The following is a 15,342-nucleotide window of genomic DNA, read 5'->3' as shown; positions in this document are numbered from 1 at the left end:
CTCCCGCGAAGGGAGCGACCCAGTGAGGGTAAGCTGACATTTGCTGAGCTTTGTGTTTCAACACACGCTCCCGCGAAGGGAGCGACGCTTTGGTAACTTCATCTTTGCCCTAATCTTGACGGTTTCAACACACGCTCCCGCGAAGGGAGCGACACGGTGCGTGGTGATAGCATGATGCCCAGATTTCATGTTTCAACACACGCTCCCGCGAAGGGAGCGACGCCAGCTTTTGGTGCTTTTCGTCGCCCAAAATCCGTTTCAACACACGCTCCCGCGAAGGGAGCGACACGGTGCGTGGTGATAGCATGATGCCCAGATTTCATGTTTCAACACACGCTCCCGCGAAGGGAGCGACGCTTTGGTAACTTCATCTTTGCCCTAATCTTGACGGTTTCAACACACGCTCCCGCGAAGGGAGCGACAGTCGGCGGTCGTAACTTAATACTTGGTTCAGCAGTTTCAACACACGCTCCCGCGAAGGGAGCGACTATCAAGTACAGATTACAGACACACCGCCAAATGTGTTTCAACACACGCTCCCGCGAAGGGAGCGACTTTAGCGCGTCAAGAGTATCAAGCATTAGCTACGCAGTTTCAACACACGCTCCCGCGAAGGGAGCGACCATAGTCAGCGTTGACATCGTAATAAGGTACAGTGTTTCAACACACGCTCCCGCGAAGGGAGCGACCTCGGTTGGATATTTAACGCAGGCTCAGGCGATACGTTTCAACACACGCTCCCGCGAAGGGAGCGACATGTGGCAAATGGCACGAGTTTTGACGGGCGAGTGGTTTCAACACACGCTCCCGCGAAGGGAGCGACAATCCCGAAACAATAGTTACTGCCTTAAGTGTCCTGTTTCAACACACGCTCCCGCGAAGGGAGCGACATTAAATCAATAACTTATAAACTTTTATCAAAATGTTTCAACACACGCTCCCGCGAAGGGAGCGACTTAATAACGCTCATCGGCGTTCTCATCTAGCCAATGTTTCAACACACGCTCCCGCGAAGGGAGCGACCTACAGCGAGTATGTTTATTGTTATGGTTATCCTGTTTCAACACACGCTCCCGCGAAGGGAGCGACTGGGGGGCGTACACTAACAGTTTATCCAACGCTAGTTTCAACACACGCTCCCGCGAAGGGAGCGACGGGGTTCATGCCGTCCATGCCGTCCATGCCGTCTTGTTTCAACACACGCTCCCGCGAAGGGAGCGACGTGTAGGTAGCGCAGACCCCCCAAATGGACGGCGGTTTCAACACACGCTCCCGCGAAGGGAGCGACACGGCATGAACCCCCAAAAAGTCAATAAAATCAATGTTTCAACACACGCTCCCGCGAAGGGAGCGACATGGCATATAATAGACTCAAGTTTTATTTTTTGAGTTTCAACACACGCTCCCGCGAAGGGAGCGACCAGCATCATCAAAAATGCTTGTCTTGCTTGCCCAAGTTTCAACACACGCTCCCGCGAAGGGAGCGACATGCGAGCAAGCACCCATTTTCTCGTATCAATACGTTTCAACACACGCTCCCGCGAAGGGAGCGACTTCACCGCCTCGATCAGCTCATCACACCACGCATTGTTTCAACACACGCTCCCGCGAAGGGAGCGACTTTACCAAGTGTGGCTTGATTGTCGTAGTACGCCTTGTTTCAACACACGCTCCCGCGAAGGGAGCGACAAGCATTGCTCACAAAATTAGACTTTGGTATAATGTTTCAACACACGCTCCCGCGAAGGGAGCGACATCTTGGATATACCAAATGGCTTTTTTCAAATCCTGTTTCAACACACGCTCCCGCGAAGGGAGCGACTTGTATTCGCCAGTTTTTGAGCCATTGACCACAGCGTTTCAACACACGCTCCCGCGAAGGGAGCGACCATCTGGCATTCAATCACTGACTTGGATTACGACGTTTCAACACACGCTCCCGCGAAGGGAGCGACCATGACCGATTGATAAATCACTGTGCTTTTCTTGAGTTTCAACACACGCTCCCGCGAAGGGAGCGACGTCAGCGTTTTGATACCTTCCGCCATCTGACCGCTGTTTCAACACACGCTCCCGCGAAGGGAGCGACATGGAAACCCTAAAAGAAATGGAGAAAAACGGTGTTTCAACACACGCTCCCGCGAAGGGAGCGACTGCTTCCATTGCAAAAGCAGTATTTTCAAGGCTTTCATCAGGCAAAATCGCCAACACCCAACCTTAAAAACATTTCTATTATAAAAAAGCTTGACGTAAAACTCAATTGTTAAATAATTCAATCCGTTAGCTCGTCGCTAACTTACCGAGACTTTCATGAGAACCACAGGTTAGCGATTGATATCATCACACAATTAATGTATCTGCAAACACATCTAAGGCTTGTTTAGCCCCATGGTGCTCCACCTTGTGCCGCCATTTACTGCCCAAATGATAAAACCGTAAACTGTCAGTCTTTGGGTGATAAGTGTCAAGTAATTTGGTTTTTAGTTTCACCCACTGATCAGGCGTAATGTCACACTCAAACACCGAATATTGCACACGCACACCATAATCCAGACAATGTTTGGCGATTTGCCTAAGTCTTGCCCGCCCTGCCACATCTTCTAGTGAAATATCATACGTAATCAACATCAACACACTACTTCTCCTTATTTTTGGCAGCTTACAAAATACCAAAGACTCCCCATAAGAGCCTTAAACATTCATCGCATCAAAAACGGCGGATAATGAGTTAAATCACCCCGTAAATGTCTTGCCAACAGCATCGCCTGAATATATGGCAGCAGACCGATTTCCACCTCCTCCTGCAAAAAAGGATGCCTAATCTTCTCCTGCTTTTTCGCCTGAAGAGCCTGAAAAACCAGTTTGCGCGCCTCAGGTTTGATATTCACCGCGCCGCTGGCCTCATGCACAAAATCCTGAGGCTTGATTTGCCCGCGGTTAATCAGGGAAAGCACCAACCTGTCCACCCACCACGCGCGGAACTCTTCCAAAATATCCTGCGCCAAACTGTCGCGCCCCGGCCGGTCGGCATGCAAAAAACCCACCTGTGGATCCAAGCCCACGCCCTGCAACGCCCCACTGATGTCCTTGCCCAGCACCGCATACAAAAAAGACAGCAATGCATTGACGGCATCCTTGGGTGGTCTGCGGTTACGCACTGTAAACACAAAATCATCACTTCGCAACAACCGCCCAAACACCTCAAAATAACGGGCCGCTGCCTCACCTTCTATACCACGGATAACCTCCAAACTGCTGGCGTGTTGCAGCTGCTTTAAACTGGCATTCAATGAGACAACAGCTGCTTTTATTTGTGCCTGCTCACCATGATTGCGTAAATGTCGTTGCAATACCCGCTTACTTGCCTGAATCTTCGCTGCAATGATATGCCGCGCAATTGGCACGGGATTTTGCTCCGACAGCCGATACTGCGCCCGCCGCAAGAGCACATTGCCACTCTGCCGACCCTGCAAACGCCCCAAGAACCGCCCGTTTTCGGTAAAAAACGCCAGATTCACATTGTTTTCACCGCAAAACCCCATCAAAAAAGGTGACACCAGCACATTGCCAAAACAAAAAATATGCCCGATCGCATGCACTGGCAACTGCGCCACCTTCTTACGCCCCTGCTCCACCACCAGCGTTTCCCGCTCCTTATGCAGATAACTGCCTTGCGTGGTAATGTAGAGCGTGTTTTGCAGTTTGCGCATGGTTGGAAAATTCTCCTTTAATTTTGTCTCAGATTTTGAATTCAGTAATTACCCATAAATTCAATCTACCTACAAACTGCTAGGTCTTCCAATCCGACCTCGTTCATAATTATTAATCCAATCTAAAAAACTAGAAATCATATCTTTACTACTTGTATTTTTATGACCTGGTCCATTTTTAACAATTCCCAAAAATCTATCAGGAATTTCTAGCGCTTTATTGCCAAAGTACCAAAACTCTTCACATATTAAGACATTTTTTGATTTCAAATCATGTTCCATGTTGCCCTCATCATGAAATCTATTTTCCAACTGGAACCATTTATTATTATTTTTATAATAAATATTGTCTCCTCTACAACCTTCACCACTTGTACCCTTTGGTTTCTTATATTCAAATTTCAAATCTTCAAAATACTCATCCATAGTTATTATTTCAGAAATTTTTCCTACGTAAATCAATTTATTTCCATACGCTCCTTTTGTAGAGCCAGTTGCAACAAGAATATCTCCCAATTTAGCATTATTTCGGATAACAGGTTTGCAGGTTGCAAGCGTCAACATTCCACCATAGGGATTGGGAGCAAATCCATAATCATGTGTAATAACATAACTCATTATTTTCATAGTTCCACCCATATAAACTCATATTACGTAAAATTTTTTATTCTTCCCCAAACAACCCCGCCACATACCCCACCGACCTATCTTTCTCCATCAACTTCGGCTGACAAATCTCCACAAGCGAACAGGCTTTACAACGTTTGCCGTATTCAGGCGGCGGGGTGATGCCGCTTTCCAAAAGTTCTCGTACCTGCCCAATCACGGCCAGCGTTTGCGCCCTAAGACCGTTTGAAAACACCACCGGCACACGGTGGCGGGTTTGCCCATACCACAGTGCACCCTCTGCCACCGTTTGCCCGGTCATTTCTTCCAAACACAAGGCTTGGGCGCAGAGCTGGATTTCGTCGAATGGTTCGGGCTTAGGTTTGCCACGTTTGTATTCCACAGGTTTTAGGTTGCCTGTATTTAAATCACGCTCGACCATATCCAGCACGCCGTGCACACCCAAATTCTCCGCCGACACATGCACGCTGCGCTCAAAGCGCACGCCCTTGCGCGTCTCCGGCTCGCCGCCGTCCACACACTCATGCAAAGCACGGCCTTGGGCGGTCAAATAGTTCTCCGCCCAAGCTTGTTCGTTGTGAATCAAGGCACACTGACGCGGACAAAAGGCGTAATGTTGCAGGGCGGAGAGTGGGACATATTGCATATTTAGCCAAGTTTGCGATACAGTTTGGTGGCAGCCAAATCTTGCTCATTGACAGTTACGACATAGTCATCAAAACTGCGTGTAACGTCCACGCCTTCTTTTTTGGTAACCTGAATACGCTTGAACAGGCTGTCAGCAGGGGCATCGCCCAAGCTGTTGCTGTGTTCAAATACATACAGACCACGGGCGTTCATTTGTCCACGAGCTGCTGAATGGTCATGGTCAAACATATTTATGAGAGCTTGCCAGAACAGCTCTAAGTCTTCTTCTGAAAAACCAGTTTGCTTAGCAAAGTGAGCAGAAACAAAGCCGTGGCAACGGTATAAGCCATAAGGTACGGTGAATTTGCGTCCCATAGTGCGGTTATCCCCAGTTTCACTGGCATCTTTTTCGTTGGTTACAGCCATACGAGTGATGCTGTGTTCAAGGGTGATGATTGGTTCAATAGAACGCGCAAAAGTCAGCTGCACAGGACCACGCACCTGACCGGCATTTTTACCGGTGGTCAGTACCGCCCCAAAAGTGCGAATGTCATAATAACGCTTGCACATATACTGGCGGGCGGCTTCGGTTTTTTCCCCTTTTTCCTTATGCTTAACACTGTCTTGCTCATGAGCTTCGTCAATCAGTTGATTTAAAATTCCTTTTTCTCGAATAAATATGTCGTGCTGCTCTGGACTTTGGGTCATTTGGACAAAGTTGCGTACTTTGCGCTTCAAACAGACATCAGTCACCAAGCCTATGCCGGTTTCGGGGTCGATGCGTGGCAGATTGCCTGCATCAGGGTCGCCGTTGGGGTTGCCGTCTTGCACGTCAAACAAAAATACGAAATCATAGCGTTTTTCAATGGTCATTTTATTGCTCCTGTTCGGTTTTGGTGGATTGATAAAAGTCTTGCTTCTGGTGGTAATATCCAATGGCAAATAAGCCCTGTTGATTGATATTAAGATGACTTGGAAAAGCATTAATTTTGGCAATAATTTCCTGTTGTAGCTTTTCTAAATTGGTTCTTCTGCCAATGGGCAATTTACTTAAATGGTGTTTAGACAAACGCAGCAATGTACCAAACACAGCAATTGGCGTACTGCCTGCTGCACCAAAATAACGGTCGCCAATGGTGGCATTTAAGCCAGGATTGGCTTCGCTTTGGATTTTTTCCAAAACAGCAAACAGTCGCCCTAAAAGATAGCCAGTATCTTCTCGCGTTTTATCCAAACTCATAGATATCTCCTTGATATTTTTCAAACTGCCCGCTCGGACAGCACGGTTCAAATAAGCCTTAATCAATGATGCCCGTCCATAAGTGACTTTTTGCTCGGCCTTGTTGCGACGTAAAGCCATTTGCAACAAATTCATCGGTAACGGACGATTGCTCAAAACACATTGGGTAACTTGTGCAACCAAATCCGGTGGCAGATTTTCTGTCTTACCCTCCAAGACCAGATTACCCAACAGACGTGTCAGTGGCATAAATTCTGGATACGGCGATTTTTCTCCACGCACCATTTTTAAATCGTCATACCATTTGGCGAGATTTTCTGACAACTGTGCAACGGTGGTTTCGTGCCAAAACCGCACCACAATCCGTGCTGAATTGGGCGACAAACCCAAAAGATAAAATTTATCTTTGGCGTTTGGCTCGGTGTATTTTCCGTTGTGCAGGCTCTGATAAAGCGATTTGATTTCATCAATATGAGCGTCAGGATTGTCTTTACTGCCGTTTATCATCATGGCAAACCGACTCTCCAAAGGCGTGGGTTTTTCACTCCAACAGACGGCGGTAACATCACCGATGCGAAAGCGGTTCTCACCAGCAAGCAGCACATTAAGTGCGGTGGTGTATTCAAACATCGCCTGTTCACCCACGGGGAAGATAGAACCTTGTTTTTTGCCATAAGATTCAAAGGCAGCCAAATTAACCGAAGTAAATGGCGACGGCTTGGCGTTCACGCCTTTTATTGCATTGTGCAAGCGTGCTATCGGAGCTTTTTCACCTTTTACCAAACAAATGCCTTGCGATATGTCTTCCAAAACAGCTTCTTTGCTTTGTGCCAAATAATTTTGTAAAGCTTGGGACTGGCAGACCAATGCGGCAGCTTCGCCCACTAAGCGAAAACTCAAATTACAGCCTTTGATTTTAATGCACTCTTCCCAATTTTCATGTTGCATGACCTTGGCTTTTTCATCAGACAAAGCCAAGAAGTTGGATACGGCACGAATCCCCATGTCATCAGGCAAGGCTTTTTTTAATTCATCCACCTTAGCAATAAAACTGGCATGCTGTTTATCTGCCATTTCTTGGGTTTTATCACTGGCATAAGCCAGCACATAGCCATAGTGATCCCAAAGAATATTGCTGACTTCGTATGAATTTTTTCCACTTCTTCCTAAGCCCTTGGGCACCAAAAAAGAACGCCCAACTTTCTTTTTGCCTTGCAATTCTCGGGTATCTTCTAGTTGAATAAAACGTCCGTACTCATCAAGCACAATCACAAATGGGATTTGTTTTTGCTCAAAACCCTCCGGAGCTACGCCGCCTTCTGAAAGGGCTTTACGTTGATAATATTGCGTTAATGCGTGCAGAATCATCGTTTCACCTCGTCGCTGTCCATTGGCGGTACAATAATCACACCGTGCTCAGCTTTGCAATGGTAAAACATCGGCTCGGCATGATTGGAATCACGCGGGGCGGATTTGCTGTAATCCATGTCGTAGAGCATCAAGCCAAAATCTTGCGTGATATTTTCACGCGGCAAGCCGTCTTCCGCTTTTTCCAATAATGTGAAGTTGCACGGGAATTCACGGCAACCCAAATAAGGCTGGTGGAAATATTGTCCTTTTGTTGCTCGGCGTTTGAACATTTCTACAAATTTATTGCGGTTATCATCTTCGCCTGCTTCGTTAGTCATCACAAAATCGGCATGAATGCGGTATGCCACATCACGCAGCAACATTGATGCACGCTGTTGGCGATTTTCTTCTATATATAGTGCTTGACTGCGTTCACTCATTTTATTGCCAACTTCATTGCGACGGATATTAACCCACTGAATCGGCTTTAATATCTCAATCTTTTTCACCTGCCAACGAATAGCCGGTTTCCATAGTATCGCCATCAGGATATTCCTTGCGGCAGACGGCGTGATGACGGGATAGCTGACACGCTCCACTTTGAGCTCTGGTCTGGTAAAACAGGCATACTCTCCACTGATTTCTAAGATAAAACTCATACTATTTCCTTTTTTATTCCACGGTATTTAAGTTAATCAATTTATAAAGCACTGTCAAGGACTCATGCAGTTTTTCTAAAAAGATAGGCAAGTTTATTAGCAACCAACCTTCGTTCACGTCTTAAAAGGCTATATGCTGAAACCATGTTGCTATTTTAAATGGCAAAACGCCCCTAATCGTAGGGGCATTTGATTTAAATCACTTGGTCTTGTATCCACAACGCATCATCAAAGCAACCACCTAAGACATCATCATAATACCCTTTATCCAACACCAAAAGTCCCGCTCGCTCAAATACTGCCTGAGCTGGCAGTTTTGCAAGCTCATATTCATAAACGCTAATGGTGTGGCGTTGCAGCTTGCGATACACCCATTTGTGTTTGAGTGGGTCGCTTTGTAAATAACCAAACCAGCTCTCAAACGGCTCGGGCAAAGGCGGGGTGTCTGTTTGTCCATAATGTTCGTCTTGCGGGCTAGGGTGGCGGTATTCATCTAATTTGCTTTGCCATAATTCAGGCGGCACATTGGCTAAGCATTGTTCATAAAACTCATCTAATTGCGTTGTCGCCACCATTTTTGGCTCTTTTGCTTCTTGTTGCCAAACCAAGGGCACAAAAGGCACGATTAGGGCAACGCCTTGGTTATCTATCAAGCGAAACTTGTCAGCAGCGGTGCGAAATTTAATGTCCACAGGGTTTTCAGCACTCGATTGTAAAGTTAAATCCTGAGTGATTTTATATTTATCCCGATCGCCTTTATGATTGAAACGTTTAAAATACTCATCCATTGCCACAGGCGATAGCGGGTCAGACAATTTATCAGCTTGTATCAACTCTTCGGTAATCTGTTGACCTTGTTTTAAGCTGCCACTGGGTGCACCTTCTTCGGTGCGAAACACCACCACTTCGCCCAATGTGGGCAATTTACCTTCACGGTTACAACGCCCTGCCGCTTGTGCGATGCTATCTAAACCCGCCACCGCACGATAGACCACAGGAAAATCCAAATCCACGCCTGCTTCAATCAATTGGGTGCTGACCACCCAAAGTGGTTGGCTGAGTTTGCCATTGCGGTAAAACTGCAAGTAACGGCGAATCAAGGCAATCACTTCGGCACGATGAGCGGCGCACATATTGGCGGACAAATGCAGTTTAATTCCATCATCAGGCAAAGCAGCAAACAATTTACGGGCGTGCTTACGAGTATTAACAATCACCAAAACACACTGACGCTGAGCGATTTCATCGGCAATCTCTTGCCAGCTTTGTTTTGGCGTATCTTTTAAGGGGAGTTTTATGTTGACACGACGGAGTTTTTTGGCAAGTGCAAATTTATCTGTGATAATTTCATGCACCTTTGGCAACCCTTCAAGCAAAGTCCGTCCAAACGCATCCACGTCTTTACCCAACTCAGGTTGTGTGGCGGTGCACAACACAAACCTTACTCCATAATCACGTGCCAACACGCGCATCATATCGGTTATCGGCTTTTGAAAATTTCGGGGCAGCTGTTGTGCCTCATCTAAAATCACCACACTGTCGGCAATATTATGAATTTTACGACAACGGCTGGTCTTAGCAGCGAACAGGCTTTCAAAAAATTGCACATTGGTGGTAACAATCAGCGGTGCATCCCAATTTTGAGCGGCTAATCGACTGCGTGCGGTTTGTTTTTTTTCATCTACCTGCAAATTACTGTGGTGCTCTACCACGTTTTCATCACCTAAGACCTTACAAAACACATCGGTATTTTGCTCAATGATGCTGGTAAATGGTATGGTGTAAATGATACGTTTTTTATTAAATTTTAGGGCGTGTTTTAAGGCAAATCCCAAGCTTGCCAAAGTTTTACCGCCACCAGTTGGTACCGTCAGACTAAACAATGATTCGTCCCATTGAGCCGCTTGAAAACATTGCCTTAAAATCGCATTACGCTCCTGATTTAACGCAGAATCTTTTGCTTTTAGTGCCAATTGTGCCATATGGTGTTCATAACGCCGATGTAACTCATCTAAACTTGCAAAAGTTGGGCGCACGCCTGCCCTTTTTGCCTCATCAACATCTGCATAGCCACACATAAACGCTTCGGTATCCAAGAAGTCAGCGTCCACCAAACAAGAAAACAAAAACCGAATCCAAATATGTATCTCGGCAGCAATATTGTTGTTATTTGCAAAAAATAACTCAAAATCTGATGCCAAATCATCGTCCGACAGCTTTTGTAATTGACCAAAAAATTCGTCTTGCTTAACGCCCGACAAGGCACTTTGTAGCTCTTTGTCCGCTTTTTGCAACCGGCTTTTTAAACTTCCTTTATCATGCCAATCTGCCAAACCTGCATGATGTCCAGCAATCAAATACGCCAATAAATGCCCAATTACTGGGTCTAATTGATTGATCGCATACTTAGCGCCTGCGGTAGAGTGTGGGACCTTATCTCCTTGTCTTTCCTCTAGATTTTCTAAATGCGCGTTTTCTTTGTTAAAGCCGCTGGCTCTTTCAATGTAATCCTGAAAAGCTGCCTGATACTTGCCTAAATCATGAAGCAAACCCGCATAATAAGCGAAGGCACCCCCTCTATCACCAGCAAATTGAGCGGCAAGATTGGCGACTTTTTGTAGATGCTGTTTCAGGTCATGAGTTTGAAAAACACCATTATGACCAGTACGCACATGCGCTACAAATACCCTCATCACTATCCCATCCGTATTGTATTTTAAGCCAAAGTAATCAAAGAATAATATAAATCCATATAATTTATAAGAATAGAAAATAAATAAATCAAGTCGCCAATTCTTAAGTTTTTACTCAACCCAAATCCAATCAAAGAACTTGGATTTAAATCAGAATCTTAAGAGTGAAACTAAAAATTGTACGATCACCTTCGATTAAGTCTTCTAACCCCTAACCGATTAGCATCACAGCATTAATCATGCGATTTAGCCACTTTCATCAATTAAATCATGCCGTTATTTCTCAAGAAAGTGCGTACATTTGCTTTTATGAGATTGCAAGTAGTTAAAATTTCTCAAGTGATTTTTAGCCATCTCAATACAATCCCAATTCTTCACTGAGTGCAGTAAAAGCGTTCCGCACTTTCTTGGAGATGGCACAGAATACAAAGGCACTAAGGATCATGAATTTATCAAAACCTGTTACCAGCACAATATTAATCAGAGGTTTACCAAGGTTGGCAGACCACAAACGGGCGGTAAAGCTGAACGAGTGATTAGAACCTTAATGCAAATGTGGCATGATAAAACTGAATTTAATGACAGTAATCACAGAAAGCAAGCACTTGATAGATTCTTAAACTTCTACAATACTGTCAAACCACACAGTGCTTTAGTCAAAAAAGATGAACAAGGTAAAACCCAAACCTTTACACCCTATTAATGGCTGAAGCTTTATTTTAACCAAAGCGTCAATAACGCTTGAGATTTTAACAGATCATTCACCAACACACTGACATTAATATTTATCATCATAAGTAAATTAAGCATGGTAGCATTATTTACACAGATATTTACCTAAGCTATAATGATCTTAATTTCATTACTTTTTAGAAAAAATTTAGATCAACCATGCCAATATTATTGAGAATCTCCGATCACTAGATCAATGTATATTATGAACATACCAGGCCACTGATAAGGATTTCGCCCACCTCTTATTAAAAAAGTGTACGTTTTTCAGATGCGGTTTGCTATTTCATCAACTTAGAATATTAAAAAATGGTTTGGTGATTTAGATGCTATTTGGTAAAACATCATTTAACTTTTAATAGCAAAGGAATATTTATGATCATATACGATAATACAAAAAATGGTTTTATGAAAGATGTTTCTGATGGCGTCCTGATTGATAAGATTTATACTAATTTTAAAGAAAAGATAGGTCGTACTGGCAAAAGCGAGATACTCTCATGGGATAACTCTTTACAGAAAATGTATATGGTTATGAATGATGATAACATTCCAGATAACTCAGGCATTGCGATTGAGTATAAAATTCCAACGAGTTCCAAGAGAATTGATTTCATCATCTCTGGGCGGAATGATGTTTCTAAATCAGTTGTTATAGTTGAACTTAAGCAGTGGGATGCTGTCAGTAAGGTTGATTACAAAGATGGTATCGTAGAAACTTTCCTAGGAGGCGGCATTCGAGAGACCACACACCCTTCATATCAAGTAGCTTCTTATGCAAGTTTAATTAACGATTTCAATGAAGTTGTATCAACAAAGCAAGTTACCTTACACCCATGTGCCTATTTGCATAACTATGTAATTAACCGGGATTATGATCCTCTGACTGATACTCTCTATCAAGAGTATCTGGATCAAGCTCCTGTTTTTGGTCGAGCTGACACAGAGTTGTTACGCAATTTTATAAAAAGAAATATTAAGTATGGTGATAATAAAGAAACCCTTTATTTGATTGAAAATGGAAAGATAAGACCATCGAAATCTTTGCAAGAGTCATTGGTTAAAATGCTTGAAGGCAACGAAGAATTTACCATGATTGACGAGTAAAAGGTTGTTTATGAGCAGGCAGTCCATTTAGCAAAAAAAGCCCAAGATACTGGCAGGAAAAAAGTATTAATAGTTAAAGGGGGTCCTGGCACAGGCAAAAGCGTCTTAGCTGTACAGCTGTTAGTTGCCCTAACTAGTAAAGGTATGCTTTGTCATTATGTTACTAAAAATACCGCACCCAGAGAGGTTTATGCAGCAAAGCTCAAAGGACATATGAAAAGAAACAGTGTAGACAACCTGTTTAAAAGTTCAGGAATATACCATGAAATGCTTACAAATGAGCTTGATGTTGTTTTAGTAGATGAAGCTCATAGACTAAACGAAAAGTCAGGTATATTTAGTCATTTGGGAGAAAATCAAACTAAAGAATTGATTAATGCATCTAAGTTATCCGTATTTTTTATCGATGAACGTCAAAGAGTTCACTTCAAGGATGCAGGTAGCATTAGCGATATTGAATATTTTGCCCATCAAGCAGATGCAGATGTACAAGAATTAAAGCTGACATCACAGTTTAGATGTAATGGCTCAGATGGTTATATGGCATTTCTTGATGATGTACTACAAATTGAAGAGACGGCCAATAGCGAAGGCTTTGATATTGATTATGACTTACGGGTTGTAGACGATCCAAATAAGCTATTTGACTTAATTGTAGAAAAAAAATGTTAACAACAAGGCTAGGTTACTAGCAGGTTATTGTTGGGAGTGGAGCAATCAAGACAATAATAGAAATAATCCAAATCACCATGATATTGTAATTAAAGAGCATGGCTTCCAAAAAAGTTGGAATCTTGGCAATACGAAAACTTATATGATTGACATAGGATCAATAAATCAAGTCGGATGCATTCATACTTGCCAAGGTTTAGAGTTGGACTATGTAGGGGTTATTATTGGTAATGATCTAAGGTATGAAGATGGTAAGGTAATAACTGATTTTACTAGACGAGCAAAAACTGATCAGTCCATTAAGGGATTAAAGAATTTAATGAAAGAAAACCCTGATGAGGCCCGTAGAATTGCAGATGAAATCATTAAAATACATATAGGGTATTGATGTCTCGTGGTCAGAAAGGCTGCTATATCTATTGCGAAGATCGAGCACTTGCAACTTACATAAACGAAAGAATAAGCCTAGCCAAGGATATCGAGCAAAAGTTCTAATTAGTTATTAGATAAAAGATAATGAACAATAAATTTATTGGATAAATCTTATAAGGACCAGGTAAATATTATATGGGGTTAGACTGATAAATATGAGCTAGATAAGTGGTATATATCTCTTAATAAGGGCAATTTGTTAGGTCTAACCAAACTGGCTATTGAACATTTATGCGTATATGGTTGTAAACTACGATAAATTGCCTGACGATTACCGTAATATTACTTTGTACCATATGAAAGAAGTCCCAAAGGAGCTAGCCAACTTAGAAGATTTGTATTTTAGCAAATGTAGATGCATGTAAGCTCATCAAGAATAGCTCTTACTTAATAAATCTTAAGTCATTTTATGGATTGGCAACTAAAATTGAATTTTTACCAGAAGATATTAATAAACTTCAAAAGCTAGAAACCCCAACCTTAGCACTTGGGCGACATTTTTCTCTAAATATCCTTATTTATCTTAAATAATCTCTTTATATATCAATATCTTATGATTATTTATTACTTTGGATGCTTATAATACTTCCTGATGACTTTTATTTAGTGTCAAGAAAAATAATAGGATAAATTTACCCCATCATTTTTCGTAATTTATTATATTTTTTAATTTTTCATTCTTAAGCTCGTCAATGAAAGTAGTGGGTATTGATTGAGTTAAATCATTTTTATTTATATTTCCTATTTAACAGTATTAAACTTTTTTATTCATATCCTGAAAGTCGTTGGTTTGGTTTGGTATGACGATTTTGCGGTGATTGTTAGCATTATTCACCGCATATGTTGCGGAGAATATGTGGTATAGTTACCGCAGATAAGTCAAAATTGAAAATGTGATGGTTGATACTTATATTTATGAAGATCCAAATTGGACAAATTGGCATCATGCGCTATTTCCACAAGAGGTAAGTGGTATGTATGACATTAATGTAGGTGCATTACGAGATGATACCAATGATCCGATGCAGCTGATTTCAGGCGCTAATGGTAAAGCCAAAGGACACTTTAACACCACAGGCTGATAGATCACCAGATGAGCTTGAGCGATTTTTTCAGTGGTATAACGATACCGCCTTAAGAGGCATCAATGATCTGGTCAAAAAAGGGATTTTGGTGAAGTCGGCAGCCTCTGGGCGTAGTTAGAGCTATGCGCTTGTTTGTTTTGTGAATTAGGCTTTAATGGATATCAGATTAACATAAGGATGCACTACCGCAAACCCAATCAGACAACTTTATTTTAAAGATTCACCTATATGGGATAAAGGTGTCTAAACTCAACCTAATGGCGTCGCTTTCTCATGTGTCATACTAACAATTTCATTATCAAACATAAAGTAGGCTTGCTCAATATGGCCGAAGAGATCAACGTTGTGGTCTTATCCCAATGCAAGCACTGCTTGATGGTCAGGCAGTTTGGCCTCAAAAATTAGTTC

At 42.8% G+C, this 15,342-nt stretch carries 12 protein-coding genes, 1 pseudogene and 1 CRISPR repeat array; of the genes and pseudogenes, 5 read left to right on the top strand and 8 right to left on the bottom strand.

The window, feature by feature from the left end:
* Nucleotides 1–54: 54 nt before the first annotated feature.
* Nucleotides 55–2,154: a CRISPR direct-repeat array (repeat unit 32 nt; unit sequence GTTTCAACACACGCTCCCGCGAAGGGAGCGAC).
* Between the two features lie 186 nt (nucleotides 2,155–2,340).
* The 8 genes from cas2 to B0180_RS06245 all read right to left on the bottom strand — a co-directional run bounded on the left by cas2 (nucleotide 2,341) and on the right by B0180_RS06245 (nucleotide 10,906).
* Nucleotides 2,341–2,628 (bottom strand): CRISPR-associated endonuclease Cas2, encoded by a 288-nt coding sequence (cas2, locus tag B0180_RS06280; protein WP_477472528.1) that lies wholly within the window; start codon nucleotides 2,626–2,628, stop codon nucleotides 2,341–2,343.
* Nucleotides 2,629–2,699: 71 nt separating this feature from the next.
* The gene (gene cas1c, locus B0180_RS06275) at nucleotides 2,700–3,710 is read right to left on the bottom strand and encodes a type I-C CRISPR-associated endonuclease Cas1c (protein ID WP_078256158.1); all 1,011 of its coding nucleotides are present in this window, start codon (nucleotides 3,708–3,710) and stop codon (nucleotides 2,700–2,702) included.
* A gap of 69 nt (nucleotides 3,711–3,779) precedes the next feature.
* On the bottom strand, nucleotides 3,780–4,349 hold the full coding sequence (locus tag B0180_RS06270; RefSeq protein ID WP_078256157.1) for an Nmad2 family putative nucleotide modification protein: 570 nt from the start codon (nucleotides 4,347–4,349) through the stop codon (nucleotides 3,780–3,782).
* Nucleotides 4,350–4,374: 25 nt separating this feature from the next.
* On the bottom strand, nucleotides 4,375–4,983 hold the full coding sequence (cas4, locus tag B0180_RS06265; protein ID WP_078256156.1) for a CRISPR-associated protein Cas4: 609 nt from the start codon (nucleotides 4,981–4,983) through the stop codon (nucleotides 4,375–4,377).
* A 2-nt stretch (nucleotides 4,984–4,985) separates the two neighbouring features.
* Complete coding sequence (cas7c, locus tag B0180_RS06260; protein WP_078256155.1) at nucleotides 4,986–5,837, bottom strand: type I-C CRISPR-associated protein Cas7/Csd2; 852 nt, start codon at nucleotides 5,835–5,837, stop codon at nucleotides 4,986–4,988.
* Nucleotide 5,838: 1 nt separating this feature from the next.
* Nucleotides 5,839–7,572: a type I-C CRISPR-associated protein Cas8c/Csd1 gene (gene cas8c / locus B0180_RS06255; protein WP_078256154.1), complete on the bottom strand. Its 1,734-nt coding sequence runs from the start codon at nucleotides 7,570–7,572 to the stop codon at nucleotides 5,839–5,841.
* Entirely contained in the window at nucleotides 7,569–8,213 is a 645-nt protein-coding gene (gene cas5c, locus B0180_RS06250) for a type I-C CRISPR-associated protein Cas5c (RefSeq protein WP_078256153.1), read from the bottom strand. The genes cas8c and cas5c overlap by 4 nt, the downstream gene beginning before the upstream one ends.
* Before the next feature lie 194 nt (nucleotides 8,214–8,407).
* On the bottom strand, nucleotides 8,408–10,906 hold the full coding sequence (locus B0180_RS06245) for a CRISPR-associated helicase/endonuclease Cas3 (protein ID WP_078256152.1): 2,499 nt from the start codon (nucleotides 10,904–10,906) through the stop codon (nucleotides 8,408–8,410).
* A 352-nt stretch (nucleotides 10,907–11,258) separates the two neighbouring features.
* Between B0180_RS06245 and B0180_RS10385 the strand changes: the two genes are divergently transcribed.
* From B0180_RS10385 to B0180_RS06230, 5 genes and pseudogenes are all read left to right on the top strand, one after another.
* A complete protein-coding gene (locus tag B0180_RS10385) occupies nucleotides 11,259–11,609 on the top strand; it encodes an integrase core domain-containing protein (protein WP_078256151.1) in 351 nt (116 codons plus the stop codon).
* Between the two features lie 404 nt (nucleotides 11,610–12,013).
* Nucleotides 12,014–12,745, top strand: a complete 732-nt coding sequence (locus tag B0180_RS10270) for a hypothetical protein (protein ID WP_233424943.1) — start codon at nucleotides 12,014–12,016, stop codon at nucleotides 12,743–12,745.
* 66 nt (nucleotides 12,746–12,811) lie between these two features.
* Nucleotides 12,812–13,805 (top strand): annotated as a pseudogene (locus B0180_RS10350) (DUF2075 domain-containing protein); the annotation flags it as partial.
* Complete coding sequence (locus B0180_RS10380) at nucleotides 13,805–13,912, top strand: hypothetical protein (RefSeq protein WP_420866058.1); 108 nt, start codon at nucleotides 13,805–13,807, stop codon at nucleotides 13,910–13,912. The pseudogene B0180_RS10350 and the gene B0180_RS10380, both read left to right, overlap by 1 nt.
* 833 nt (nucleotides 13,913–14,745) lie before the next feature.
* The gene (locus B0180_RS06230; RefSeq protein ID WP_078256150.1) at nucleotides 14,746–14,931 is read left to right on the top strand and encodes a hypothetical protein; all 186 of its coding nucleotides are present in this window, start codon (nucleotides 14,746–14,748) and stop codon (nucleotides 14,929–14,931) included.
* Nucleotides 14,932–15,342: the final 411 nt, after the last annotated feature.

Origin of the sequence: Moraxella canis (assembly GCF_002014965.1) — a bacterium.
GTDB classification, from domain to species: Bacteria; Pseudomonadota; Gammaproteobacteria; order Pseudomonadales; family Moraxellaceae; genus Moraxella; species Moraxella canis.
Note: the sequence above shows the minus strand (reverse complement) of the source record. Positions and strands in the feature narration are given on the sequence as shown.

Excerpts from the sequence above, each read along its gene's own strand:
- cas2 (WP_477472528.1), bottom strand. The coding sequence starts at position 2,628 with ATGTTGATTACGTATGATATTTCACTAGAAGATGTGGCAGGGCGGGCA.
- cas1c (WP_078256158.1), bottom strand. The coding sequence starts at position 3,710 with ATGCGCAAACTGCAAAACACGCTCTACATTACCACGCAAGGCAGTTAT.
- B0180_RS06270 (WP_078256157.1), bottom strand. The coding sequence starts at position 4,349 with ATGGGTGGAACTATGAAAATAATGAGTTATGTTATTACACATGATTAT.
- cas4 (WP_078256156.1), bottom strand. The coding sequence starts at position 4,983 with ATGCAATATGTCCCACTCTCCGCCCTGCAACATTACGCCTTTTGTCCG.
- cas7c (WP_078256155.1), bottom strand. The coding sequence starts at position 5,837 with ATGACCATTGAAAAACGCTATGATTTCGTATTTTTGTTTGACGTGCAA.
- cas8c (WP_078256154.1), bottom strand. The coding sequence starts at position 7,572 with ATGATTCTGCACGCATTAACGCAATATTATCAACGTAAAGCCCTTTCA.
- cas5c (WP_078256153.1), bottom strand. The coding sequence starts at position 8,213 with ATGAGTTTTATCTTAGAAATCAGTGGAGAGTATGCCTGTTTTACCAGA.
- B0180_RS06245 (WP_078256152.1), bottom strand. The coding sequence starts at position 10,906 with ATGAGGGTATTTGTAGCGCATGTGCGTACTGGTCATAATGGTGTTTTT.
- B0180_RS10270 (WP_233424943.1), top strand. The coding sequence starts at position 12,014 with ATGATCATATACGATAATACAAAAAATGGTTTTATGAAAGATGTTTCT.
- B0180_RS10380 (WP_420866058.1), top strand. The coding sequence starts at position 13,805 with ATGTCTCGTGGTCAGAAAGGCTGCTATATCTATTGCGAAGATCGAGCA.
- B0180_RS06230 (WP_078256150.1), top strand. The coding sequence starts at position 14,746 with ATGGTTGATACTTATATTTATGAAGATCCAAATTGGACAAATTGGCAT.